Source organism: Cytobacillus solani (genome assembly GCF_001420595.1).
In the GTDB taxonomy this organism is placed as follows: Bacteria; Bacillota; Bacilli; order Bacillales; family Cytobacillaceae; genus Cytobacillus; species Cytobacillus solani.
The window spans coordinates 347,254-372,086 of record NZ_LJIX01000006.1; the positions used below are offsets into that span (position 1 = coordinate 347,254).

Annotated in this window: 21 protein-coding genes, 1 pseudogene and 1 riboswitch; of the genes and pseudogenes, 17 read left to right on the forward strand and 5 right to left on the reverse strand. The window is 39.4% G+C overall.

Going from position 1 to position 24,833, the window contains the following annotated elements; all coding sequences use genetic code 11:
- Position 1: 1 nt before the first annotated feature.
- From AN957_RS03595 to rlmD, 4 genes are all read left to right on the forward strand, one after another.
- Positions 2–1,081 (forward strand): hypothetical protein, encoded by a 1,080-nt coding sequence (locus tag AN957_RS03595; protein WP_053479260.1) that lies wholly within the window; start codon positions 2–4, stop codon positions 1,079–1,081.
- A 54-nt stretch (positions 1,082–1,135) separates the two neighbouring features.
- Positions 1,136–2,068 (forward strand): hypothetical protein, encoded by a 933-nt coding sequence (locus AN957_RS03600; RefSeq protein WP_053479259.1) that lies wholly within the window; start codon positions 1,136–1,138, stop codon positions 2,066–2,068.
- 190 nt (positions 2,069–2,258) lie between these two features.
- The gene (locus AN957_RS03605; RefSeq protein WP_053479258.1) at positions 2,259–3,203 is read left to right on the forward strand and encodes a diacylglycerol kinase; all 945 of its coding nucleotides are present in this window, start codon (positions 2,259–2,261) and stop codon (positions 3,201–3,203) included.
- A 316-nt stretch (positions 3,204–3,519) separates the two neighbouring features.
- Positions 3,520–4,899 (forward strand): 23S rRNA (uracil(1939)-C(5))-methyltransferase RlmD, encoded by a 1,380-nt coding sequence (gene rlmD / locus AN957_RS03610; RefSeq protein ID WP_053479257.1) that lies wholly within the window; start codon positions 3,520–3,522, stop codon positions 4,897–4,899.
- Between the two features lie 206 nt (positions 4,900–5,105).
- Here the strand turns inward: rlmD and AN957_RS03615 are convergent, their stop codons facing one another.
- Positions 5,106–5,699: a hypothetical protein gene (locus tag AN957_RS03615; RefSeq protein ID WP_053479256.1), complete on the reverse strand. Its 594-nt coding sequence runs from the start codon at positions 5,697–5,699 to the stop codon at positions 5,106–5,108.
- A gap of 735 nt (positions 5,700–6,434) precedes the next feature.
- On the opposite strand from AN957_RS03615, the gene AN957_RS03620 reads away from it, so the two are divergent.
- The 3 genes from AN957_RS03620 to AN957_RS03630 all read left to right on the forward strand — a co-directional run bounded on the left by AN957_RS03620 (position 6,435) and on the right by AN957_RS03630 (position 12,991).
- Positions 6,435–10,382 (forward strand): S8 family serine peptidase, encoded by a 3,948-nt coding sequence (locus AN957_RS03620; RefSeq protein ID WP_056682333.1) that lies wholly within the window; start codon positions 6,435–6,437, stop codon positions 10,380–10,382.
- 243 nt (positions 10,383–10,625) lie between these two features.
- The gene (locus AN957_RS03625) at positions 10,626–11,147 is read left to right on the forward strand and encodes an ECF transporter S component (protein WP_053479254.1); all 522 of its coding nucleotides are present in this window, start codon (positions 10,626–10,628) and stop codon (positions 11,145–11,147) included.
- A 470-nt stretch (positions 11,148–11,617) separates the two neighbouring features.
- Entirely contained in the window at positions 11,618–12,991 is a 1,374-nt protein-coding gene (locus AN957_RS03630) for an MATE family efflux transporter (RefSeq protein WP_053479253.1), read from the forward strand.
- 86 nt (positions 12,992–13,077) lie between these two features.
- Here the strand turns inward: AN957_RS03630 and AN957_RS28360 are convergent.
- A pseudogene (locus AN957_RS28360) lies at positions 13,078–13,206 on the reverse strand (excalibur calcium-binding domain-containing protein); the annotation flags it as partial.
- A gap of 505 nt (positions 13,207–13,711) precedes the next feature.
- Positions 13,712–13,900, forward strand: a riboswitch (cobalamin riboswitch).
- Between the two features lie 168 nt (positions 13,901–14,068).
- Between AN957_RS28360 and AN957_RS03645 the strand changes: the two are divergent.
- The 6 genes from AN957_RS03645 to AN957_RS03670 all read left to right on the forward strand — a co-directional run bounded on the left by AN957_RS03645 (position 14,069) and on the right by AN957_RS03670 (position 19,829).
- Positions 14,069–15,073, forward strand: a complete 1,005-nt coding sequence (locus AN957_RS03645) for an ABC transporter substrate-binding protein (RefSeq protein WP_053479250.1) — start codon at positions 14,069–14,071, stop codon at positions 15,071–15,073.
- On the forward strand, positions 15,070–16,110 hold the full coding sequence (locus AN957_RS03650; RefSeq protein WP_053479249.1) for a FecCD family ABC transporter permease: 1,041 nt from the start codon (positions 15,070–15,072) through the stop codon (positions 16,108–16,110). Before AN957_RS03645 ends, AN957_RS03650 begins: the two co-directional genes overlap by 4 nt.
- Before the next feature lie 3 nt (positions 16,111–16,113).
- A complete protein-coding gene (locus tag AN957_RS03655) occupies positions 16,114–16,950 on the forward strand; it encodes a heme ABC transporter ATP-binding protein (protein ID WP_082446481.1) in 837 nt (278 codons plus the stop codon).
- A gap of 84 nt (positions 16,951–17,034) precedes the next feature.
- Positions 17,035–17,583: a cob(I)yrinic acid a,c-diamide adenosyltransferase gene (locus AN957_RS03660; RefSeq protein ID WP_056682334.1), complete on the forward strand. Its 549-nt coding sequence runs from the start codon at positions 17,035–17,037 to the stop codon at positions 17,581–17,583.
- 51 nt (positions 17,584–17,634) lie between these two features.
- Entirely contained in the window at positions 17,635–18,465 is an 831-nt protein-coding gene (locus tag AN957_RS03665; protein WP_053479247.1) for a cobalamin-binding protein, read from the forward strand.
- Entirely contained in the window at positions 18,444–19,829 is a 1,386-nt protein-coding gene (locus AN957_RS03670) for a cobyrinic acid a,c-diamide synthase CobB (protein ID WP_053479246.1), read from the forward strand. The genes AN957_RS03665 and AN957_RS03670 overlap by 22 nt, the downstream gene beginning before the upstream one ends.
- Positions 19,830–19,892: 63 nt before the next feature.
- Here AN957_RS03670 and AN957_RS27305 read toward each other — a convergent pair whose 3' ends face one another.
- Both AN957_RS27305 and AN957_RS28740 read right to left on the reverse strand, forming a co-directional pair.
- The gene (locus tag AN957_RS27305; RefSeq protein WP_252239658.1) at positions 19,893–20,186 is read right to left on the reverse strand and encodes a GGDEF domain-containing protein; all 294 of its coding nucleotides are present in this window, start codon (positions 20,184–20,186) and stop codon (positions 19,893–19,895) included.
- A 17-nt stretch (positions 20,187–20,203) separates the two neighbouring features.
- On the reverse strand, positions 20,204–20,260 hold the full coding sequence (locus AN957_RS28740; RefSeq protein WP_252240183.1) for a hypothetical protein: 57 nt from the start codon (positions 20,258–20,260) through the stop codon (positions 20,204–20,206).
- A 726-nt stretch (positions 20,261–20,986) separates the two neighbouring features.
- Between AN957_RS28740 and AN957_RS03680 the strand changes: the two genes are divergently transcribed.
- The 4 genes from AN957_RS03680 to AN957_RS03695 all read left to right on the forward strand — a co-directional run bounded on the left by AN957_RS03680 (position 20,987) and on the right by AN957_RS03695 (position 23,842).
- Positions 20,987–21,334, forward strand: a complete 348-nt coding sequence (locus AN957_RS03680; protein WP_053479244.1) for a PadR family transcriptional regulator — start codon at positions 20,987–20,989, stop codon at positions 21,332–21,334.
- A 1-nt stretch (position 21,335) separates the two neighbouring features.
- Positions 21,336–22,349, forward strand: coding sequence for an HAAS signaling domain-containing protein (locus AN957_RS03685; protein ID WP_056682337.1), 1,014 nt, complete (start codon positions 21,336–21,338; stop codon positions 22,347–22,349).
- A 256-nt stretch (positions 22,350–22,605) separates the two neighbouring features.
- The gene (locus tag AN957_RS03690) at positions 22,606–23,106 is read left to right on the forward strand and encodes a YehS family protein (RefSeq protein WP_053479242.1); all 501 of its coding nucleotides are present in this window, start codon (positions 22,606–22,608) and stop codon (positions 23,104–23,106) included.
- A 28-nt stretch (positions 23,107–23,134) separates the two neighbouring features.
- Positions 23,135–23,842 (forward strand): M48 family metallopeptidase, encoded by a 708-nt coding sequence (locus AN957_RS03695; protein WP_056682339.1) that lies wholly within the window; start codon positions 23,135–23,137, stop codon positions 23,840–23,842.
- 189 nt (positions 23,843–24,031) lie between these two features.
- Here AN957_RS03695 and AN957_RS03700 read toward each other — a convergent pair whose 3' ends face one another.
- On the reverse strand, positions 24,032–24,748 hold the full coding sequence (locus AN957_RS03700; RefSeq protein ID WP_053479240.1) for a MerR family DNA-binding transcriptional regulator: 717 nt from the start codon (positions 24,746–24,748) through the stop codon (positions 24,032–24,034).
- Between the last annotated feature and the right edge of the window lie 85 nt (positions 24,749–24,833).

Here is a 24,833-nt window from a genome sequence, read left to right on the forward strand (position 1 = left end):
GATGAAAAATCCAATTATTGCCTTTATATTGGCATTTTTTCCAGGTGGAGGGCTGCTCTATTTAGGGAAAGTTTTACGGGGAATTGCTTATATGTTCGGGGAATTTTTCCTGATTTCCGTCTTCCTATTAGCATTTGCAAACGGAGAGGGAGAAGTGGGATTTGCCATTTTTGTATTAGGAGTGATTCTTTATATTATTAATTTAGTTGATACAGGCATCACCGCATCAAAGCTTTTTCAACATAAAAAGGTGCTGGCTGAACCTAGTGCGTCACCGGCGAATGATTTCGAGTATGAAAGATTCCGTACTCTCCTCTTATCATTTATTCCGGGGATTGGCCATTTTCAACTAGGATTAATGAATCGCGGGATGACATTGCTGACTGCATTCCTAGGATTAGGGGTTATGGTACTATTTGTAACGGCATTAACTCATCGTGGCGAATTCCTAGTATTTCTAGCAATCCTGCCTGTTATTTGGGTGTATGGCTTCTTTGATGCCATGCAGCAATTGAATCGCAAGCAGCAAGGAGAAACGCTTGTTGACCGAACAATCCTCGATGATTTCGAAACGAGAAGAGAGGATGGCAAGAAAAGCAAAGCGATTGCGACGTTCTTGTCGATTTTCCCAGGAGCAGGTCATCTATATCTTGGACTGCAGCAACGTGGCATACAACTGATGGCAGCTTTTCTATTCTCGATTTATATATTGGATGTATTGCGATTAGGAATTTTCTTGTTCTTAATTCCTATCATTTGGTTCTATAGCTTCTTTGATGGATTGCAAAAGGCTTCTAAATACGGTGATGAGCCGATGGACGATACACCAATTATTTCATATTTTATTAATCAGCAAAAGTGGATTGGCATCGGGCTAGTCCTGCTTGGATTATATTATTTAACAACAAGCATTTTGCTGCCAGTTATTTCACCGATGATTTATGACATGATAGATATTGATATTAGATATTGGTTTGATCGCTACTTCCAAACAGGTGTTGTTTGTATTCTCTTAATTGGCGGGGGCTTAAAGCTTCTATTTGGCAAACGGGAGAAGAAAGTTGAATTGCAGGATGAGTAGAGTTCTGAACAACGAATTATGCCAGTTATTTAAATATAGAAAGGCGGGATTTTAATGAGGACATGGCGTGTCGGGACGTTTTCTATGGGGGCTTCGCTCCTTTTTCTCGGAATTTTTCTTCTATTATCTCAATTTTTCGGAATGGACCTTATGCACGTAATGATTTCTTGGTGGCCAATCATATTGGTTGTTCTCGGGGTTGAAATATTACTTTTCTTATTTCTATCAAGGCAGGAGAAGCCGTTTTTAAAATATGATTTTCTAAGCATTTTCTTTGTTGGTATTCTTGGTACAGTTGGTATTGGCTTTGCGTTACTTAGTTCAACAGGCATTATGGACAAGATCGATGATGTGCTAAAACGAGAAGAGAGAACGATGGATCTGCCAGCTCTTGAAAAGCAGCTGAGCGAAGGAGTTCAAAGAGTAGTGGTAGAAGATACAGGACACTATCCATTAACGATTGAAGGCACATCAGCGAAAGAAGTCTCGATGTTTGGGACATACAGAGCTTTATTAGGGAAGAAGGAAAAGTTACTATCAAATGCAGAGGAGTATGTATCCATTCAGGAGAAAGGCGATACCCTTTATGTGAAGATAAAAGGTTTACCAAGTGAAACAGCTGGACCTTTTGATAGATATGAGGATATGTCTGCCACACTCCTCATTCCTAATGATGTAAAGCTTGAAGTAAATGGGAATGATAATACAATCACCCTCAAGCCGCGTACGCTTATAAGCGATTGGACCATCGATCAAGCTTCCAACTTGTCTGTTCAGCTTCAGAACAGCAGTGATGTGAAAGTGACAGCAACAGACGTACAAGAATTTCATGGCAATCGTGAAATGTGGAAGATGACAGAAGAAAAGCAGGGCGAGCATCCATATGAAGAGCCTGTCATTAAGCTTGCGACATTCCAAACGGGCAAAGGTGAACATAGCCTTACAATAACGAATAGCTATCAGTTAAGTTTTAGTACTGTTGATTAATAAAAAATAGAAGTGTACCCGGATAAAGATTCGGGTATTTTTCTAGTGAATGGATAGAGTAATTTAGGGTATAATTCACCTTATGGTTAAATTGCATAAAAATTGATAAGTTCAATCCATTTAGTTATGATGTTAAATGATGGGAAAACGGAAATAAAAAACATTAAGATGAATAATAGGATGATGGGCGATGAAAAGAGCAAGAATAATTTATAATCCAACTTCAGGCAGAGAGTTATTTAAGAAGCATTTGCCAGAAGTTTTGCAAAGATTAGAGATCGCGGGATATGAAGCTTCCTGTCATGCAACGACATGTGAAGGGGATGCAACAGAGGCAGCGCGGGTTGCGGTAGAACGCAGGTACGATCTTGTAATTGCAGCAGGTGGAGATGGGACGATCAATGAGGTCGTCAATGGACTTGCTGAACAAGAATATCGTCCGAAGCTTGGAATTATTCCTACTGGAACAACAAACGACTTTGCGAGAGCTCTTCATATACCGAGGGATGTTGTAGCAGCCACAGAAATTATTGTTCAGGGAGACACGATTCCTGTTGATATTGGACGCATTAATGACAAATACTTTATTAATATTGCTGGCGGCGGCCGGCTGACAGAATTAACATACGAAGTGCCAAGCAAGCTGAAAACTATGATCGGCCAGCTCGCTTATTATTTAAAGGGAATTGAAATGCTTCCATCCATCCGTTCGACAGAAGTAAGTATTGAATATGATGGAAAGCTATTTGAAGGAGAGGCGATGCTTTTCCTCGTTGGCTTAACGAACTCTGTCGGAGGATTTGAAAAACTAGCACCCGATTCATCGATCAATGATGGGCTATTCTCTTTATTGATATTGAAGAAGACAAACCTTGCCGATTTTATTCGTATAGCTACATTAGCGATACGCGGAGAGCATGTAAATGATCCACATGTTATCTACACCCAGGCAAACCGGATTAAAGTACATTCAAAAGAAAAGGTTCAGCTCAATTTGGACGGTGAATTTGGCGGACTGCTGCCTGCAGAATTTGTTAATTTGTACAGGCACCTAAATGTCTTCGTTCCAATAAATAAAATTCGTGAACAAGATTTACCTGATGAATGGAGAAAAGAAGAGGCTCGCTCTGAATAGGAGTGGGCTTTTTATTTGTAAGAAAACATATATTTTTTTGCGATTTCAAAGGGATTCTTGCAGAAACCGAAGACTATTTACGAAAAAACTGGCTTTGTAAGTAATATTTAAGATATTTTTGCAAAAAGGAGACTTTATTTTGCAAAAACCTAATTAATTTTGCATAAAATAGATTATTTTTGCAAAAAGTCGACGCTTTTTGCAAATGCTTGAATATATTTGCAAATGACATAAAGCTTCTAATAACAGCATTTCGTATTCCTGCCCAATTTGTGATACACTTTCTCTAGTCATTCACAAGCAAAGGAAGAAAATAATGAATAAAACAATACCCGTACAAAAAAATGATTATATAGATGTTGTCTTTGAAGATTTAACCCATGAAGGAGCAGGCGTAGCGAAGGTTGACGGCTATCCATTGTTTGTGCCAAATGGCCTTCCTGGGGAAAAAGCAAGGATAAAGGTGATAAAGGCAAATAAGGGGTACGGCTTTGGCCGGTTAATTGAAACGTACGTAGAAAGTCCTTATCGAGTAGAAGCCCCCTGTCCTATTTACAAGGAATGCGGTGGCTGCCAGCTCCAGCATTTAAGCTATGAGGGACAGCTGAAAGCAAAGGAAAAGCAAGTGCGAGATGTGTTAACCCGTATTGGCAAGCTTGAGAACGTGAAGGTTCATCCAGTGCTTGGCATGCAGGACCCATGGCGTTACCGAAATAAAGCGCAAGTTCCTGTTGGAGAGCATGAAGGCGGATTAATCGGTGGATTCTATCAGCAGCGCACCCATCAAATTATCGACATGAAGGAATGCATCATCCAACAGGAAAAAAATGATGAAGTCGTACAAGCGGTGAAAGAAATTTGCAGCCGTTATGGTGTCCGTGCCTATGATGAAAGCAGGAATAAAGGCGACCTGCGTCATATCATGGCACGCTACGGACTTGTTACAGGGGAAGTGATGATTGTCCTTGTTACAAGAACAAAGGATTTGCCTCATAAAAATAAGATCATCGAAGAAATCGTTTCCTGCATTAAAGGAGTGAAATCGATTTGCCAAAATGTCAATTCGAAAAAAACGAATGTCATTTTTGGTGACAAAACAAATGTCCTCTGGGGAGAAGAAGTCATTTACGATTTCATCGGCAACATAAAATTCGCTATTTCTGCGCGATCTTTCTACCAGGTCAATCCAGAGCAGACAAAAGTATTATACGAAAAAGCACTGGAATACGCTGACCTAAACGGAGAAGAAAATGTCATCGACGCCTACTGCGGAATCGGCACGATTTCCCTATTCCTCGCCCAAAAAGCAAAAAAAGTATTCGGTGTTGAAATTGTACCAGAGGCCATTGAAGATGCAAAAAGAAATGCAGAACTTAATGCCATTACAAATACAGAGTTTGCTGTGGGAGAAGCAGAAACCGTCATTCCTAAATGGTACAGTGAAGGCAATAGTGCAGACGTACTAGTCGTTGACCCGCCGCGAAAAGGCTGCGATGAAGCCCTTTTGCAAACGATTATTGATATGAAGCCTAAAAAGGTTGTTTATGTCAGCTGTAATCCAGGGACATTGGCAAGGGATTTGCGGATATTGGAAGATGGCGGGTATCAAACGATTGAGGTACAGCCGGTGGACATGTTTCCGATGACGATGCACGTGGAGTGTGTAGCACAACTCATTTTAAAGAAAGGCAGCTAACCCTCTGGGCGGTTGCCTTTTGACGATCCGTCTACCGGAATAACAAAATAATTTCGGCTCGATCCCCGGATAAAAAAAGCGGTCTCCATTTGGTTAAATGGAAATCGCCTTTTTATTGGTGTAAAGTTTTAAACATACAATTAAACGAATACAACCGGAATAATACTTTTGTAGATTGAAAAAACAAGTGGTTATCTTTTTTTCTCTTAAGGCCTTGGAGGTCTAACTTTAGAACTTTCAGTCTTATCGGTAAGCTTTTGGCCAGCTAAATGAGCAAGCAGGTCGCGTATTTCTTCTAGATTAGGAAGTGGAATTCCTAGCTTTTCTAGCTGTGTGATAGCTTCATCGTTTGTCATGGCACCGGCTATTACTTTTTCCAAAATCTCCTTTGCTTTTGCCTGTGTTTCCGCATCTATATTCGTGAATTTTTCGGTTCCTTTTTCTTGTTTCGGAAGGTTAATTCTTTGTTTCCTAATCTCTAATGCTTCTCCTGATGTCAACTTATTCCTTTTTAATTGTTCAGCAATGGCTTCTAATTTTTCCTTTGTAGCTGGATCTAAATTAGCAAGAAATACATCTTTATCCACTTCTTCAGGGAAAGTAATTTTGAGTGCTTTAAGCTCATCCTTAATCTTTTGAATCCTTTCTTGCGTTAAAGTATCCGATACATCTTTTGCAGATTGCTTCACTTTATCGTTTTCCTGAGTAGCCGCCGCAAATGCCGATACTCCCATCCCACCAACAATCCCAACTGATAATACCCCTGTCAGGATGCAGCCAATTAACTTCTTTTTGTTCATTGTATCATCCTCCTATTATTATAATTAGGTCCTTTCCACTTTCTTAAATCTATAGAGAATAGGAATAACCTAGTGAAAAACACAACCATCATTATCTTTATTCAAGGAAAATAGAAAAGAACATTCAATGATACTTTTGCAAAATCCTTTTTCCTCCTCTATCAGCTTTTCTAATTTGTAATTCAGATATTCAGCATTCATTAAGGGGGGAGTGAAGCAAGTTTAAGTCTTATTGTTCTTAATAGTGAACGCAATGTTAATTTTAACGATTTTTTTATAAAAACACAACCATACTCTATCCAAGAATTAGAAATTAATGGGGTAATTAGCATTAAGTAAATCTAGTGTTGAAAATTGGCGTTACAAATCAAGAAAAAGCGCCTGATAAGAAAGAAATAAGTCTTTCTGACTATATACGACTTGTGTGTTCTTAATAAAGAAAAAAACATTCGTTTTAATGTTTTTATTTTCGGAATATTGTTGTATAATTCAATTAAATGAAACGAATTTACGTTCATTTCATTTTTTTGACCATTGTGTTCTTTATGAAGAACAATTGGAGGTGTGAGAATTATTGTAACTGGTAAATAAAAAATGAAGGGGAGGCTGAAAACTTTTGCATCAAATCTCTTCATTCTTTAACTTTAGAGAATGAAATAGATTCTAATTCTTAGGGAAGTGAATAGATTAATAGTGTTCGTCAAAACGGACAAAAGAGGAGAAGGAGGAAGTCAATTGGGGAAAAGAAAGTTTACAAAGCTATTTAGTAGTATTCTAGCTTTTATTATGGTTTTATCACTAGTAATGCCTGTATCGGCGACAGAAACAGAAACGGGAACAAAAACTACCGAGCAGAAAGCATTCAAGCAACAGCAACAGAGTGAAAGAAACATGCTGCTAAAGGCAGCAATCGCAGAACAACTGGAGGCCTCTGAAGGGTTACCACAGCTGCATAAAGATTTACAGGATAAATCAGGTGCTGAAAAGATTCCAGTTATCATTCACCTATCGGAAAAGCCTGTAGCACTAGAAAAAGGGATTGGAGAGCTAAAAGGAAAAACACTATCAAACTCACAGCTTTCACAAATCCGCAGTAAAATAACGAGACAGCAAGCATCTGTCGATAGAGAAATGAGAGTTAAGGGCATCTCATTTGATAAAGGCTTTGCCTATGATACTGTTCTTAACGGCTTTGCTGCCAAAGTAAAAGCGGATGACCTCAAAAAACTTCTAGAAATTACAGGTATTACATTAGTAGAACCAGATGCAATCGTTCATGCATTAGATGATAAGAAGCCAATGGATTCATCATCTGACCTTGAAAAGGTAGTAGATTATGAGGCAAAGATGAATACAAGCATCTCCTTCCTAGGGATTGAGAAGCTTTGGGATAAGGGGTACAAAGGAAAGGGAATCAAAGTTGCTGTACTTGATACAGGGATAGATCCGGACCACCCAGAATTCCAAGGAATTTATAAGGGTGGAAAAAACTTTATTCCGAATAGCTCTACTTATACTCGCGAACGAGCAGATGATGATGCACGTGAAACTTCACCGAAAGAGCGCCCGGCTAACCAGCCAGAATTTAATGCACAGGGTCGTGCCTTCTATACGGATCACGGCACACACGTTGCAGGAACAATTGCTGCTATTGGTGCCAATGAATATGGAATTAAAGGAATTGCCCCTGAAATCGACCTATATGCTTACCGCGTACTTGGAGCATATGGAAGCGGATCGTCGTCAGGAATTATCGCAGCCATCGAACATGCAGTTAATGAAAAAATGAATGTTATTAACCTTTCACTTGGTGGTGGCCCTAACTCAGAAACGGACGGAGGATCATTTGCGATTAACAATGCCATGATGGCTGGAGTGATCTCTGTCATCGCAACAGGTAACGATGGACCAAACCGTGGGACAATGGGAACTCCATCAACAGCTCGTCTTGGAATTGCGGTTGGAAACTCGACAAATCCAGAAACGCAATACAATGGGGAAGTAACGGTTAAAGTTGGTAACGACTATAGCTTTGCTAAACAATTGAAGTTCATGGGTACAACATTTGGACAAGAGTTACAGAATCAATTAGCTGGAGAGTTTGAGCTTGTTGCTATCCCAGGAGTAGGTAATAAGGCTGACTTTAACGGCATTGATGTAGAAGGAAAGGTTGCTCTCATCGCCCGTGGGGATATTGCATTCGTTGATAAAATTGCCAATGCAAAGGAAAACGGTGCAGTCGCAACAATTATTCATAACTCCTCAGGTGGAACGAATGCACCAGGCGTATCAGATGTATTTTTAGGTGATTCATTTGCATTCATTCCGTCAATCGATATGTCTACAACAGATGGAACGGCTATTCGTGAGGCACTTAAGGCAGGAAAAGGTACTGTCACATTCGGTAACTTCGACCAGGAGCGCTCTGAAGGTGATGAAGTCAATGATTCTAGTTCACGTGGCCCGTCCACACCGAACTTTGATATTAAACCAGATGTAACAGCACCTGGAACGAATATCATGTCTTCTGTACCAGCTTACAAATGGGATTTCCCTGAAGCAAGCTATGAAGAATCTTATGATCGTTCTACAGGAACGTCAATGGCAACACCACATATCGCTGGAATTGCCGCACTAATCAAACAAGCTAACCCAACTTGGGATGCGTTTGATGTAAAAGTAGCCCTTTCTAATACTGCAAACATCCTAGATACAAGCAAATATGATGTCTTTTCACAAGGGGCAGGACGTGTGGATGCCTATGCTGCAGCATTCCCAAGTGTACTTGCTTATGCAGAGGATGAAGCTGTGCTTGATGCAAGCGGTGAAATTGTGCCAAACCTGAAAGGAACCGTGACATTTGGTCCGCAAAAACTGGACAATGACATTTCAGTTACGAAGCAAATTCGTGTGAAAGACCTTAAAGGAGCGGGTGGAAACTTCAGTGTGGAGGTGAACGTAACAAAGTCATTTGCTGATGCAGCATTATCAATTGACAAGTCGTCCTTTACATTAGCGCCAAATGGCGAACAGCTATTAAACGTAACATTAACAGCTTCGCAAAACGCTGCAGCAAAAGCGGGAGACGAATACTTAGGCTATATCCATGTTAACGGTGGCGAAAATCATGTATCCTTGCCATTTGCTGCTGACTTTGGCGGAGCACCAGCCGTTGAAATAAAAGATATGAGAATTACAGAAACAGATCTATCCTTTAATGGGGACGGAATAAAAGATTCTGCTATGCTTTACTTCACCATTACAGGAGATGTCCTAGCTAACTATATTGAAATTTGGGATATTCAAAATCCTGAGGGCGGAGAATATGGCGATGGCTATATTGGCTACTTACATGCAGCTAACTCATTAGGCGCAGGCTCTTATCAATTAGGCATCAATGGACAATATCGTCCTTGGGGAGGAACTGGGGCAGAAAACATTCCTGATGGACTTTATACAATTGACTATAATGCACAGGCAGCATCAGGAAACGTACTCAGTGATTATGTTGGCCCAATTATTGTAAAATCAACAAAACCTGAAATTGAGGGTAAAGTGGCAGAGAATAAATTGACCGGCCAAGTAACAGATAAGTACATTGACTACAATGATGTCCTAAAACCGTATGGGCTTCATTACGACCTCAATACAAAACTTAAGGCTTCTTATGTCATCACAAAAGATGGTAAGGCGGGCACGGCAGTACCATTAACATTAAACCAAGACGGTTCATTTGAAATCGAACTAACTGAAGAAGCAGAAACAGTTACAGTAAATGTAGAAGATGCTTCTGGAAACAAAGGCAAAGCAGACTTCACTGTAGATGCAGCTGAAATCAGCCTATCAGTAGACAAATCAGATGTAACAATTGAAAAAGGTAAAAACGCAACAGTAAAAGTAACACAAACAACGAAAGATGGCGACCAATCAAAGGATGAAGATGTGACAGCTAAAGCTACTTATACAGTGGCAGATGAAGCAATTGCATCAGCAGAAGCTGGTGTCATTACTGCAAAAGCTGCGGGTAAAACAACTGTTACAGTCTCATATGGCAAAAACGAAGTGAAAGTAGCTGTTACTGTTGTTGATGGAGAGCCAGGTTCAGAGCCAGAAATTAGCCTATCCGTCGATAAATCAGCAGTAACGATTAAAGAAGGCCAAACGGAGGCGATTAAAGTAACCCAAACAACGAAGGATGGCGACGAAGTTACTGAAGAAGATGTAACAGCTAAAGCCACATATTCAGTAGCCGATGAGTCAATCGCAACTGCAGAAGCAGGGGTCATTAAGGCGAAAGCTACTGGTGAAACAACGGTTACAATTACTTACGGCAAAAACTCCGCAACGGTAGCCGTGACAGTGGTTAAAGGTGAACCTGAACCAGAAAAAACTGTTAGCCTGAAGGCTGAAAAGAACTACATTCTCATTAATGAAGGCGAGACAGGCAGTGTGAAAATCACAGAAGTAACAACAATTGGTGATGAAACAACTGAAGAAGATGTAACAGCCAAAGCTACCTATAAAGTCGCCAACGAAAAGGTTGCAACGGTTAAGGATGGTGTTATCTTGGGTAAGGCAGCTGGGATTACAGATATAACTGTCACATACGGTGAGAACACAGTGACAATAACGGCTGCCGTTGCACAAGCTGGCGGAGATAGACCGACTAGACCTTTACCATAAGTAGCAATAGGGCATAAACATTCAGAACATTCAGCCTTGTAAAATGACTTAAAATAGAAGAAGAGTCTGCATTTCCATCGCTGGCTCTTCTTTCTTTTTTTTAAAAGCAGGAGAACTGTAATTTGGATTCAAGTCAGTAGCTATTAACTAATATACAAATATGAAAATAATTAATAGTTTTTCCCATTTATTAATTATATGTTTGTATGATATTATTTTTTTAAAAAAGAAGAGGTTTATCATATGAATACATCATTCGTTCCGACAGAAACAACTAAAACAAAAGCCTTAGTCATTAATGCACTTTTCATTGCATTAACTTTGGTAGCCACGATGTTCATTAACATAAAGCTCCCAATTATGGGGAACGGTGGTCTAATCCATCTGGGCAACGTGCCACTATTCATAGCAGCTTTGGTTTACGGAAAAAAAACAGGTGCTATAGCAGGTGCCTTTGGAATGGCATTCTTTGATCTTATATCTGGCTGGGCAGTATGGGCACCATTTACATTTATCATTGTTGGTTTAATGGGCTTTTTAGCTGGATTTATTTCCGAAAAAGCACCTGGCAAAAGAGTCCTAGTTAACTCTTTAGCAGTTGCAGCTGCACTTATAATAAAAGTTGTTGGCTACTATTTTACCGAAGTAATTATTTATGGTAACTGGGTACTTCCATTTGGTTCTATTCCCGGAAACATTATGCAGGTCGTAATAGCAGGTATAATTGTAGTTCCTCTTGTAGGACGCTTAAAGAAATTTGCATAACAGATAACAAAATAAAAAAAGATGGTTATTATAAGAATTTCCAGCAATAAAAATGAAAAGAGAGAGATTTAAAATGGTTCAGTTTCTAATAAACTGAGCCATTTTATTTTTAGGAAAATAAAATATTTACCTATGATGCTCAATTGACCTACGCATCTGCTCGAATACGTTAAAGGAATTAGAAGTAAAAGGGTAATATAATTTGGAATGAAAAATATAATATCAAGTACCACAAATAAATAGTAACATGCTTAAAATAAGCAAGAGCCATTCTATGGTACAGTTTCTTATTCCTATCACTACCTTTAGTCTCATAGAACCGTCCTATGAGACAATTTCCTTTTCCTATTACTATCTTTTGTCTTGCAGAACCATTCTATGAGGCAGTTTCAATAATCTTGTCTATTTCCTTTTATACGAAATTTAGGTAAACTAAATTTCATATTCTCTTAGAAAAGAAGGTTTAACTATTGTCAAGCGAAAATAACAAGTACCAAAATCAATCATTGTTTAGTATTACATGGCCGTTATTTATTGAAATTTCTCTGCATATGAGTGTTGGGATTATTGCGACATTAATTTTAAGTGGATATTCGGATAAGGCTGTTGCGGGTGTTGGGGTAGCTAATCAGATTATTAATATCTTTATCTTAATTTTTAATGTAACTGTCATTGGGGCAATGATTTTAATTGGTCAAAATTTAGGTGCAAACCAATTGAAACGGGCACGCCAGCTTGCGCGTTCCGCTTTTGGTATAAATTTATGGGTTGGCGTCGTGATGACTGTTGTTGTTGTATTGTTTGGTGATGTGTTTTTACGATTTTACGGGTTAAGTGGGGAGATTTATGATTTTGCTCTTACATTTCTAACCATTACAGGCTGCTCGCTCGTACTTGAAGCTATTTCCCTTGCATTGAGTGCTGTTTTACGCAGCTATGGTCATACAAAAGAAGCAATGGTTATGACGGTCATGATGAATATTATAAGTGTTACAGGTTACTTTATTGCAATTAAAGGCTGGTTTGGTATACCAGTAACAGGGGTTGCAGGCGTTTCGTATTCTATCATTATTGCGAGGATATTTCTCGTTCTAGCTTTGCTTTACTTTGTTTATAAAATTTTATATTTAAAGTTTTCTATAAAAGATATTTTTTCTATTAGTAAAACAGATACTAAGGAAATCTTTCACATCGGGATTCCTTCAGCTGGAGAAAATCTTTCCTACCAGCTTTCGCAAATTGTGATCACAAGCTTTGTTGCCATGATTGGAGACGATGCGCTGGCGGCTCGTGTGTATATTATTAATCTTTCTATGCTCTGCTATTTATTCACCATGGCGATTGCACAAGGGACTCAGCTGCTGATTGCGCGTTATATTGGAGCGAAGGACTATGATAGAACCTTAAAACGAGGACTTAAGACATTAAAAATATCGATGGTTGTTTCGTTAGTTGTGTCGCTAGCAATTGCCCTTACTGGCGAGCCAGTATTAGCCGTGTTTACAGACGAATCTAGCATTATTTCGATTGGACTCCCTGTTCTCTGGGCCATTGTATTTATTGAACCTGGACGTGCGATGAATATTGTATTGATGGGGTCTTTAAAATCTGTCGGCGACGTTCGTTTCCCTGTTGTTATAGGCATTATTTGCATGTGGGGAGTCGCGGTCATATTTAGCTACCTTTTCGGAATTATCTTTGGATTAGGGTTACTTGGAATTTGGATAGCTCAAGGTTTTGATGAATGGATTCGTGGAATCTTTGCGCTAAGACGCTGGTTATCTAAGCCATGGTTAAAGAAAAAGGCAGCAAAGTATGAAATGGCAACAGATAGAGGATTATAAGGCAATTGAGAAAAGTGGGCGAGTCACGATAAAAAGATTCGTCCACTTTTTTTTGCTTTGATTAAAAAAGCCCAAAAGGGCAATTCTTATCTTTCACAGGCATAATTATCTTTATCTCTGTCCATTTTAGACTGATAAGCTGGATGATCAGAGGAAACACCATTTGGATATACTTGTCTAAGTTCTGTACAATTTGAAAAGTACTCGCTTCCTCCACTTGAAGAAGTTGTGCTAGTGGATGATTCATTAGCATTAGAACTAGCTGTTGATGTATTCATACTTGCAAGCTGATCCTTTAAGCTGCTTACCTCATTTTCTAGCGATTTATTTTTAGATTCCAGCTCTGTGATATGTTTGTTTAGATTCGTTTTTTCAGCTTCCGCACTTTCAACAGCTGAAACCTTAGTTGACATCTCTTTCATTCTTTATTTAGTTTTTCATTTTGTTTTGATAGCTTATCGTTTTTTAACTTTAGTTCTTTATGAAGATAATGGCGGATATAATCGTAAAGACGGCCAATATATTGAAGATGACGGCCAAAATACTCGAAAGAACGGCCAATATTTTGAGGATGACGGCCAATATCCACAAAAGCATGGCGAATATATTAGTTTCTTCATAAGACTTTCAAACTCGTTTGATTTGCTTGTCTAAACTCCATATTCAAATAACTCAAAACAATGCTATAATACGAGTTGAGAATATTGCTTGACCAATTGAATCTTACATAGCTAGTAGGTGCCTTGTCGTTGGATAAGGTTAAAAGGGAAGCCGGTGTGAATCCGGCGCGGTCCCGCCACTGTTATTCGGGGATAACCTCGCAGTACCACTGTTCCAGATATGGAATGGGAAGGAGAGGAAGTCATGTTACCCGTAAGCCAGGAAACCTGCCTATTTAGCTTGCCAACGAAATCCTTCGTGGAAAAGGATAGGCTTAATCAGTATAAATTTATTTTATTTGTCTGGTTTTCGCATGCCTTGTTTCCGAATGGAAGCAGGGCTTTTTTCGTTGTTCAGGACAAGACTTCAAGATATCAAGCTCATCTCGAACCATAAATGAAGGGAAGAGGAATGGGTATGAAAAAGTTTTTGGCATTACTATTGACCATGCTAGTAGCGATGACTATCAGTGCTTGTGGGTCAGGAGATGATAGGGCAGAAAAGGACAGCTCTGCTCAAAAAGCATCGTCAGAAGTTGAAAATAACGGAAGTTCCGAAAACGAAACAAGTGAGAAAGCAACGGTCTACCCGCTTACAGTGAAGGATGCAACGGGTCTGGAATTAACTTTTGAAAAAGCACCTGAGCGTATTGTTTCCACTTCTCCGTCAGAGACGGAAATTCTGTTTGCTTTAGGCCTGGGCGATAAAATCTACGGAGTCTCAGATTTTGATGATTACCCTAAAGAAGCGTTAACAAAGCCGAAAGTTGGAGGGGTAACAAAGCCGAATGAGGAAGCAATTATCGCGGCCGATCCAGATCTAGTGATAGGCGGCATTTCAATGAAAGATGATATTGTCGAGAAATTTCGTGGGTTAAGTCTTCCTTTATATAAAACGGAGCCGAAAAAGATAGACGATATTTTAAACAATATTATCCAGATTGGCGTCATTACAGACACGCAGCAAAAAGCAGAAGAGCTAGTGGCACAAATGAAGGAAGATATTAAAACAGTAACAGAAGCAGCTGCAACTATTAAAGAAGAAGATAAGAAAAAAGTATATATCGAATTTTCCCCAGGCTGGACGGTGGGCAAGGGTGAATTTATGGATGAATTGATTACGATGGCCGGAGGAGTAAATATTGCCTCAGATTTGGAAGGCTGGAACGCAATCAATGAAGAAAAAATCATCCAGGATAACCCAGATGTGATTTTGTATACTGCTGGTACTGTTGATGATAAGTCTGGCAAACCGCTAGAAGAACTAATTACATCAAGAAATGGTTGGGAGAAGATTACAGCCATTCAAGACAGCAGCTTGACAGGAATAGAAGGGAATATAATGTCTAGACCTGGTCCGAGAATAACAGATGCACTTACACAAATGGCTGAGGCCATTTATCCGGATTTGTTTAAGAAATGAAAAGAAGATTAGCACTATGGGGGGGAGCGGGTTTCGTTCTCCTTCTTCTTTCAGTGGTTGTTAGTTTGTCACTTGGATCAGCCAATCTGCCTCTTTCGCATGTGTGGGGAATTATACTACACCAGCTTCCATTTTTAGAAGATGTCATAGAGACAAACTGGGCGGCCTCATCGGAGCAAATTATTCTAAAAGTTCGTTTGCCGCGGGTGTTTCTTGCTATCCTTGTTGGAGCGTGTTTATCACTTGCTGGGGCTGGTTTTCAAGGAGTATTGCGCAATCCGTTAGCTGACCCGTATACGCTTGGGGTAGCATCTGGTTCAGCAGTAGGTGCAGCTTTCTTAATTTTATTCGGGTTTCATACAATTTTATTTGGTACTTGGACCATCCCGCTTGTTGCATTTGTGACCGGGCTAATCAGTTTGCTTGTTGTGCTCCGATTAGCCAATGTACAAGGAAAGTATAAATTAGAAACCATCATTTTATCTGGTGTTGTTGTTTCTGCTTTTTTAGGTGCCATTGTTTCCTTTATGGTGTCCATGTCCGATCAGGTGGTGAATGAAATCGTCTTTTGGCTAATGGGGAGTTTAGCTCTTAGAGGCTGGTCATTTACCTTTGTGCTCATGCCTTATTTAGCCATTGGGATTGTCGTGTTGCTATCATATGGACGAACATTAAATTTATTCGCATTAGGAGAGAGACAGGCTGCGCATTTAGGTGTCAATATTAAGCGTACACGGCTAGTTGTATTGATCGTTTCCACCTTAATTACTGCTGCTGCAGTATCGATCGTTGGGACGATTGGCTTTGTCGGACTTGTTGTCCCGCATTTAGTGAGATTAATAGTTGGACCAGATTACCGACTATTACTCCCCTTGACAGTGATCTTCGGTGCAATATACGTGCTTTGGGCTGATACAATTGCCCGTACATTACTTAGCCCGACGGAGATTCCACTCGGGGTTGTGACCGCCGTTCTTGGTGCACCATTCTTTGCATACTTGCTTCGTAGAAACAAGCAAATGTCAGGGGGGAATTGATGGATGATTATTGAAGTCGATAGGCTGAGTAAACGGTTTGACAACCAGTCAGTGCTTGAGGAAATTAGCTTTTCAGTTAAACGTGGAGAATGCCTGGGGATTATTGGACCGAATGGAAGCGGAAAGTCCACGTTACTAAAGCTATTGTCAGGTGTGGAAACTTCAATGACTGGAAAAATTGAAATTAATCGGAAACCGATTGAACAATATACTCGAAAAGAACTAGCCAAATGGATGGCTGTCTTGCAGCAGGAATCTCTGCCTCCGATTGGATTTACAGTTAGAGAAGTAATCGAGATGGGACGATTTCCTTTTCAAAATTGGCTTGGAGAAGAAACAACAGACATTGATCGGCTTATCGATGCGATTCTCGATAAAATGGGGCTGAATGATTTGAGTGATCGCCAACTTGAAAACTTAAGCGGCGGAGAGCGGCAGCGAGTAGCCCTTGGTAAGACAATGGCACAGCAGCCAAAGCTCTTGATGCTTGACGAACCAACCACCTATCTCGATATAGGCCATCAAGTACTCTTAATGGATCGGATTCGGGAATGGCAGCTGGAGGATGATTTGACAGTTATTTCGGTTCTGCATGATTTAAATTTAGCTGCCCTCTATTGTGATCGATTGTTGCTTTTACATAATGGGAGAGTTGTAGCAACTGGATCTCCAGAGGATATCATTCGAACTGATTTGATTGAGGAAGTATATGGTACTGCACCTATAGTGATGCAACACCCTGTTTATGGATTACCGCAAATTATCCTTCAGGGGGATAGTATTAGCCAGCGGAAGGACCCTGCAAAGAAGAGAGTAGGAAAGCTGGAGATCATCCAATAATTGTCCGATACATTGGAAGTTGTACAAGTGAGCTTCGAATTTTTCTAATAGTTATGCGTTTTATAGATAAGAGGAGGGATTTGTATGAGTAAACCAAGTAAGGAACGAGGATTAACACTTATTTACACAGGAGATGGCAAAGGAAAAACTACGGCATCGATAGGGCTTGCCGTAAGGGCATATGGTCGGGGGAAACGAGTGCTAATGATTCAATTTATTAAATCTCCCCAGCGTACGTATGGGGAGAAACTTGTTTTTGATAAGCTAGGAATTGAAATGATCCAAAAAGGGATTGGATTTACTTGGACAAAGACGCCTGAAGAGCATCGTGCTGCACTTAAAGATGCATGGACATATACGAAGGAGCGAGTGATGGCAGGTGAGCATGATCTTGTCATCTTAGATGAAATCAATAACGCACTGGCAATCAATAGTTTTCCCATTGACGATGTGCTGCCACTTCAAGAAGTACTTGATCTCATTTCACAACGCCCACAAGGGATGCATCTTGTTCTTACGGGAAGAAACGCAAATTCAAAGCTCATTGAAGCGGCTGATCTTGTTTCAGACGTGACTGTATCAAAGCATTATTATGATGAGGGAATACCAGCTGTTATGGGTATAGAGCTTTGAGATAAAGTGATAAAAAGAAGCGTATAAAAAAGAAAGGGGAGAACCGTTCTGATGAGAATTGTATCATTATGTCCAAGTAATACCGAGCTTCTCGGATTTATGGGGTTGACTTCAAATATCGTAGGTGTGGATAACTATTCAGACTGGCCTTTACAGATTAATAGTTTGCCTCGACTAGGTTCTGATTTAGATATCGACATGGCTGCTGTTGAAGCTCTTCAGCCAGATTTAGTTCTTGCTTCATTATCGGTGCCTGGCATGGAGAATAACATCGCGGGCCTCCAGGAGAGGGGACTGCCTTTTATCACGCTTAATCCAAAGAGCTTGGCTGATATTGGGGATAATATGCTTGAGGTGGGGAAAGCAACAGGACAAGAAGCGATTGGGGAGGCAGCATCCCATAAATATAATGGATTGTTGGAGACGTATAAGGAGTTTGGACGGAAGGTTGAGGAACGGCCGCGGTTATATTGGGAATGGTGGCCCAAGCCTGTATTCACTCCGGGTGGGACGAATTGGTTAACGGAAATCAGTCATATAGCTGGTGGTTATAATGTATTCGCAGACAACGAGCGGGCAAGTGTTAAGACGGATTGGGAGGATGTACGCAAGCGTAATCCTGATTATATTTTGATGGCGTGGGTTGGTGTAAAGGAAAAACAAATGAAACCGAGATTGCTTAAACAACGGCCCGATTGGCCCGAAATGAAGGCAATCAAGGATGAGAAGATAATTGTAATGGAGGAATCCCTTTATTGCAGACCATCTCCACGACTATTACTCGGTATACAAAAACTAGGTGTTTTGCTTCATCCGGACCTTTTTCCTGCCTATGATGAGCAGAAAGCAGAGGAATGGTTATGTCCATCAATCGAATTGTAGTAGCAGGAACGGGGAGTGGTGTTGGGAAAACGACTGTAGCTATCGGCCTAATGGCAGCTTATAAAGCGCAGGGTTATACGGTGCAAGGGTTTAAATGCGGCCCTGATTATATCGATCCGACTTATCAAACCGCAGTGACAGGTAGAAAATCTCGAAATTTAGACAGCTGGATGTGCAGTTCCTTAGCAGTAAAGGAGATTTTTTTACGGGGGTGTCAAGGAGCGGATGTGGCTATTATCGAAGGGGTAATGGGGTTATTTGATGGGAAGGACCCGCTTTCTGATACAGGGAGTGCTGCGGAAATTGCCATGATTACTAATAGCCCAGTGCTGCTTGTAGTTGATTGCGGCGGGATGGCACGAAGCGCAGCTGCAATAGTGAAGGGCTTTCAAACGTTATCCCCCTCTGTTAGTATTTGTGGGGTTGTGGCGAACCGTGTGGGAAGTGCGGGTCATTACGAGTTAATTCGGAAAGCGGTAGAATCAGAATGCGGAATTCCTGTTATTGGCTATCTATCAAAGGATGATCGGCTTCGCATGCCAGAGCGTCATCTTGGACTTGTTCCTTCCATTGAACGCGGAGAACTTACGCCTTTCTTCGACTTACTCTCAGAAACAATTCAAAAGAACTTCGACTTGGATCGTCTATATCAAATAATGGGCACAGAAACCATGGAATCCCCGCATATTTTGTTTGGAACACTGAAGCAAGAGAGTCAAGTAAGAATGGCTGTTGCATTGGATGAAGCATTTCATTTCTACTACCCCGAAAATTTAGAGCTGTTAGAGCACTATGGAGCGGAGCTCGTCTTTTTCTCCCCGCTTAAAGGGGAACAGGTCCCTCCAGATGTACATGGTCTATATATTGGTGGTGGATTTCCGGAGGAATTTGCAGCAGCTTTATCAGTGCAAAATGATGTCCTCCTATCTGTTCGGGAGGCTATCCAAAGTGGGATGCCTACGGTAGCAGAATGCGGCGGATTCATGTTCTTGTCCGAATCGATTGAAACGGTTGGCGGAGAGGAATATCCGATGGTTGGCATGATTCCTGGCAGGGTGAAGATGCGTACGAAGCTTGCCGCACTTGGTTATCGGGATGTAACGGGAATGGACAAGAATTACTTAATTGGACCGAATGACCGGGCAAGAGGACATGAGTTTCATTACTCAACTTTCGAGTCATCTCAGGAATTTACTTCAGCATATACTACAACTGGGTCAAGAGGGACAAAGCAAGAAGGCTTCTTATTAAATAATCTTGTAGCCGGCTATACACATATCCATTTTGGTTCCGCGCCAGAACTCGTACAGCGCTGGGTGGAACAGTGTATGGTGTTTAAAAACAGGGATTTTCAGCGCATATAATATATCTAATAGTTTGATATTTTAAAAAGAAGAAGCAGGTTCCCAATAAGGGTTAACCTGCTTCTAGATTTTTGTATAGACCTGCACTTGATTTCGTCCATTTCTTTTTACTAAATACAAAGCCTGATCGGCTTTATTCAAAAGCTGATAAAGTGTCTCCTCTGCATCTATCGTAGCCTCAGCAACCCCCATACTTAAAGTAACTGAAATATCGCCCTGATCAGTAATCAGAGGCTGTGCCTCTACAGACTTGCGCATCTGATTAGCTAAATCTTCACCTTCAATTTCTGTTCCGTCCTTTAGTGCAAGAACAAACTCTTCTCCGCCATATCGGGCAAACAGCATGTCTTCCTTCAATTGTGATTGTCAAACCTTTACTGTGCATGTATAAGCAATTGATCACCAACAGAATGGCCATAGGTATCATTCACTCTTTTAAAATACTCAATATCAATCAAAATATCGTAAATGGCGCTGAAGCCTTCTTTGCTACAGCAAACGCTTGCTCACATTTCTGGAAAAAGGCACGACGATTATAAACTTTTGTTAGGTCATCATAGTATGCTTGATGCTCTAGCTCCATCTGCAGTCTTTTTAGTTCCGTGATATCGGTATATAAGCTGTTAACTGCGAATGCACGATGGATACCTCTTTTTTGCTAACGATTTATACTTTAATGTAGCATATTTAAAAATAAATGTGGATGCTGTCTTTTTCCTATCTGTATCAATACGGTTACTATAAATGAGGAGAGATATAAATGATACTAATTACTGAATATTTTATCAACAAGTGACATCTAGTATTTGTTCAATATATCGACGATAATGGCGAATATATTTGTATTAGCGGCGAATATATCGAAGCTGACGGCCAATATACTCGAATGTTTGGCGAATATATCCATTGCGACGACGAATATTGGACATTCACAAGTTCCACTAGTTTAAGAATTAAGGGAAGAACCCCATTTAATTTGCAACAATGTTTGCGAAAACAGCCAATAGTTAAGTAAACAAAAAGGAGACTGGAGAATCCAGTCTCCTATATTCATGCCAATTTTAAAATGTGGTTGCTTTATTATATGGAAAAAAATAATAATAAATGATTCACAATAGTGTATGTTATACAGTATAATAAAAACAGGAGTTGATGACATGAGTGAAGCAAATGAACATTTAGATAAGCTAATGCAGGAATTAAGACGCGGCACATTAACAATTGGAGTCTTAAGTCAGCTTTATGAACCACAATATGGATATTCTCTCGTAGCCTCTTTAGAAGAAAAGGATTTTCATGTGGAAGCAGGAACGCTGTATCCCTTGCTACGCAGGCTAGAAAAACAAGGTCTTTTGGAAAGTGAATGGGATACAAATGAAACAAGGCCCCGGAAATATTACCTTTTGAGTGATAGTGGGAAGGTGGTTTTTGAACAGCTTGTTGTTGAATGGAAGGATATGGTGAATAGTTTAGATAATTTGCTTAAAAACAAAGGGGGATCATAAAATGGAGATGATCGAACGGTATGTATACGCTGTTACTCAATTATTACCGCAATCTCAGAGAGAGGACATCGCAAAGGAGCTTCGCAGCCTTATTGAGGATATGCTCGATGAACGAGTACAAGATGGCAAAGTAACAGAAAAAGATGTGGAAGAAGTATTATTAGAACTAGGCGAACCACGGAAATTAGCAAATAAATATCGAGGAACGAACCGATATTTAATCGGCCCAGAATTATTTGACCATTATGTTATGGTGTTGAAAATTGCTTTAATTGCTTCAAGTGCAGTCATGGGTGTTTCATTTATTATTGGGATCATTTTGGATCCACCATCTATATTACAAACGTTTATCTCATTTATTATATCTTTAGTAACTGGATTACCAATGGCTTTTGGATGGACGACGTTTGCTTTTGCAGTCATTCAATTTGCAGGCAATACACATCTTAAGAAGAAAGAGCTGCAACCAAAGCGTAGTTGGAAACCCTCAGATTTACCACCAGTTCCTCATCCAAAAGGACGGGTAAAAAGAGGAGAAGCGATAACCGGAATCGTTTTCTATATTATATGTATTGCGGTTTTCGTTTTTTCCAGTGAGTACTTTGGTGTATGGTTTTTTGAAAATGGAAAGTTTAAAGAGGTAATTCCATTCTTTAATGAAGAGTATTATGGCTACTACCTGCTATTTATCCTGCTGATTTTCGGTTTTGGTATTATAAAAGAATGTTTGAAAATGGTTTATGGCAGATGGACGATGCAACTTGTTTTATTTACAGCTGTCGTCAATATCATTTCAATTATTGGTTTGATCTTTGTTATTGCTGAACCGGCCGTTTGGAATCCAAACTTCATGACTCAATTGGTAGAAAGCGGCCAACTAGTTCCACACAGCGATGCATTTAAGACAATAGGTATTATTTGGGAACAAGCAACATTATGGCTGCTTATTCTATTCTTATTTGCATTAGTGTGGGACATCATTGATGGCTTTATTAGAGTAAGGAAAAGCAGATAACATCTGATTATTAATAAAGTACAGTGGATGTATTTGAGCCATTGTACTTTTTATGTGTTTGTCCAATATATCAGAGGTGTGGTAAACCTAAAATGAAAATTACAGATACTTAATTTATTTTCAATTGTAGTATTATTAGGGAGCTAGGTTTTCATCACTTATGTGAGATTGAAGGAGTAGCATGAAATAAGATAGACTGAACTAGGGCTGATTGCTTTAGGTGACAGCACTATTTATAAAAATAGGAGGTCGAATGATGGATAATAACGATATATTAATTCGCTTGCGATATGCGTTAGAAATAAAAAATAAAGAAATGGCAGAAATATTTAAACTTGGTGATATGGAGGTAACAGTACCAGAGGTAGTAAAAATTCTCACTAAGGTTGATGATGAATTTGAGGATGATAGCGACAGCCAAATAAAATGCAGCAACAGTATGTTGGATGCATTTTTAAATGGGCTCATTATTTATAAGAGAGGGAGACAAGATCCGAAACCAGGCCAGCCTGATAAACCAGAACCGTCTTTTACACGTAGCCCAAATATGAATAATATCTTATTAAAGAAAGTCAAAATAGCGCTGGCACTAACGACTGAGGATATGCTGGAAATCTTTGATAATGCAGGATTAAGGGTAACAAAAGGAGAGCTTGGAGCGTTATTAAGAAAAGAAGGACATAAGAATTATAAAGTATGCCTAGATAATTTTGCTAGAAACTTCTTAAAAGGTCTAGCTATTAAATACAGGGGTTAATGGATTAACGGATTCTATAGGTGATGACATGACACATACTTACTTAGGTGCAACTATCCATTATGAGATAAAGTACAAAAACCGAACCTCCATTGGAATCATGATAGATGGATATGGAAATATTGAAGTCCAGGCTCCGAAAGGAACACCTGATGAAAAAGTAATCAAGGTATTAGAGGCAAACTGGGATCTTATTAGGCGAAAAGTAAAAGAAAAGAAGGAAATACTGAATGGGCCGAAGGAAAAGGTCTATAAGAATGACGAGAACTTTCTTTTTTTAGGAAATACCTACCCGATAAAGATCTTCCAAGATATAAATATTTCGAATGACCATATTGTATTTGAAGAAGATAAGCTAAATATATATGTTAAGCAGCTAGATGAAGATAAAATCAGACAAACATTGAAACGATTTTATTATCAGAAGTGTAAGGCATTAGTAGAAAAGAGTATCTCATCTTATCAAAAAAACTTTAAAACAAAACCAAGATCTATCCGTATTTCTGATAGTAAAAATACGTGGGGAACCTGTGACTCTGAACACCGATTAACATTTAATTGGAGGCTAGCAATGGCGCCCCCTGAGGTTATTAACTATGTCGTTGTTCATGAAATGTGTCACATGGTCCATCTGAATCACGACCGTTCCTTCTGGCGTCTTGTAGGGAAAATAATGCCCGACTATAAAGAAAAAGAGAACTGGTTGGCATTATCCAACTGGGAAATGACTGTGTAGCAGGACAAGCTGTGAGAGAAATCAATCACAATAGTGACAAAAATGAGCTTAGTTTATTACTAAGTTCATTTTTTGTGTTTGTCCAATATAAAAGGTTAACGGCGAATATACTTTGATGGACGGCGAATATATTAGTGATAACGGCGAATATATCGTTTTTTGCAAACACAATGCATGTAACCGGCATAATTATTCTCTCTTTGCCTGCTCCTTTCTTGTTAATTCCACATATTTCATTAATTCAGTTATCCCTTCAAACTGAATCATTAGCTGACTGTTCAATTTTTCTTTTGCAAGCTGAAAGGATTGTTCGAGTTGTGTATAATTTTTTGTGTCTAGGTTATCTAAAAGTTTTTTCATATGTTCAATATAATAGATCGTTTTTCTTAAACTGCTAATGACTAATATCTTTCTTAATTCTTGAATGGTGAACACTCGATAGCCATTTTCATTATTTCTTTCTGAATGAATTAATCCTTCCTTTTCCCAATGTCTGATAGAAGATGTATTAACCCCAGCCATTTCTGCAACTTCTCCAATGCTCATTTTATCCGTCAATGTAACATTTTTATATTTAGGAAAATCCGTGCTTTTTATCATCAAAAGTATTTCGTCCACCCGCTGTTTTTCTACTTCAATTTTGTATTGCTGGTTATTTATTAACCAGAGTGCTTGCCCAATATCACCAGTTTTAATTTTTCTCATTGCTTCATAAACAACGGGAATCTCATACCCTTTCAATAATGCTCTTATCGTAATGAAAGTTTGGAAATGGATAGGCAGATAGTTTCTATGATTGCTTTGTGTCCTTGGTACATCTGGAATTAGATTTTGTTCTTCATATCGCCTTAGAGTGGTTGTACTAACATTGAGCTGATTAGCAATTTGCGCCGGTGTATATTTCATATTTTTACTCCTTATGATTAAAGTAAAACCTTCAAGTGCTACGTTAACTTAAAAACTATAAAACACGATGATAACAATAGAAAAA

Bases quoted from the DNA above. Each gene is read 5' to 3' on its own strand.
- AN957_RS03595 (WP_053479260.1), top strand. From the start codon at position 2: ATGAAAAATCCAATTATTGCCTTTATATTGGCATTTTTTCCAGGTGGA.
- AN957_RS03600 (WP_053479259.1), top strand. From the start codon at position 1,136: ATGAGGACATGGCGTGTCGGGACGTTTTCTATGGGGGCTTCGCTCCTT.
- AN957_RS03605 (WP_053479258.1), top strand. From the start codon at position 2,259: ATGAAAAGAGCAAGAATAATTTATAATCCAACTTCAGGCAGAGAGTTA.
- rlmD (WP_053479257.1), top strand. From the start codon at position 3,520: ATGAATAAAACAATACCCGTACAAAAAAATGATTATATAGATGTTGTC.
- AN957_RS03615 (WP_053479256.1), bottom strand. From the start codon at position 5,699: ATGAACAAAAAGAAGTTAATTGGCTGCATCCTGACAGGGGTATTATCA.
- AN957_RS03625 (WP_053479254.1), top strand. From the start codon at position 10,626: ATGAATACATCATTCGTTCCGACAGAAACAACTAAAACAAAAGCCTTA.
- AN957_RS03645 (WP_053479250.1), top strand. From the start codon at position 14,069: ATGAAAAAGTTTTTGGCATTACTATTGACCATGCTAGTAGCGATGACT.
- AN957_RS03650 (WP_053479249.1), top strand. From the start codon at position 15,070: ATGAAAAGAAGATTAGCACTATGGGGGGGAGCGGGTTTCGTTCTCCTT.
- AN957_RS03655 (WP_082446481.1), top strand. From the start codon at position 16,114: ATGATTATTGAAGTCGATAGGCTGAGTAAACGGTTTGACAACCAGTCA.
- AN957_RS03660 (WP_056682334.1), top strand. From the start codon at position 17,035: ATGAGTAAACCAAGTAAGGAACGAGGATTAACACTTATTTACACAGGA.
- AN957_RS03665 (WP_053479247.1), top strand. From the start codon at position 17,635: ATGAGAATTGTATCATTATGTCCAAGTAATACCGAGCTTCTCGGATTT.
- AN957_RS03670 (WP_053479246.1), top strand. From the start codon at position 18,444: ATGTCCATCAATCGAATTGTAGTAGCAGGAACGGGGAGTGGTGTTGGG.
- AN957_RS03680 (WP_053479244.1), top strand. From the start codon at position 20,987: ATGAGTGAAGCAAATGAACATTTAGATAAGCTAATGCAGGAATTAAGA.
- AN957_RS03685 (WP_056682337.1), top strand. From the start codon at position 21,336: ATGGAGATGATCGAACGGTATGTATACGCTGTTACTCAATTATTACCG.
- AN957_RS03690 (WP_053479242.1), top strand. From the start codon at position 22,606: ATGGATAATAACGATATATTAATTCGCTTGCGATATGCGTTAGAAATA.
- AN957_RS03695 (WP_056682339.1), top strand. From the start codon at position 23,135: ATGACACATACTTACTTAGGTGCAACTATCCATTATGAGATAAAGTAC.
- AN957_RS03700 (WP_053479240.1), bottom strand. From the start codon at position 24,748: ATGAAATATACACCGGCGCAAATTGCTAATCAGCTCAATGTTAGTACA.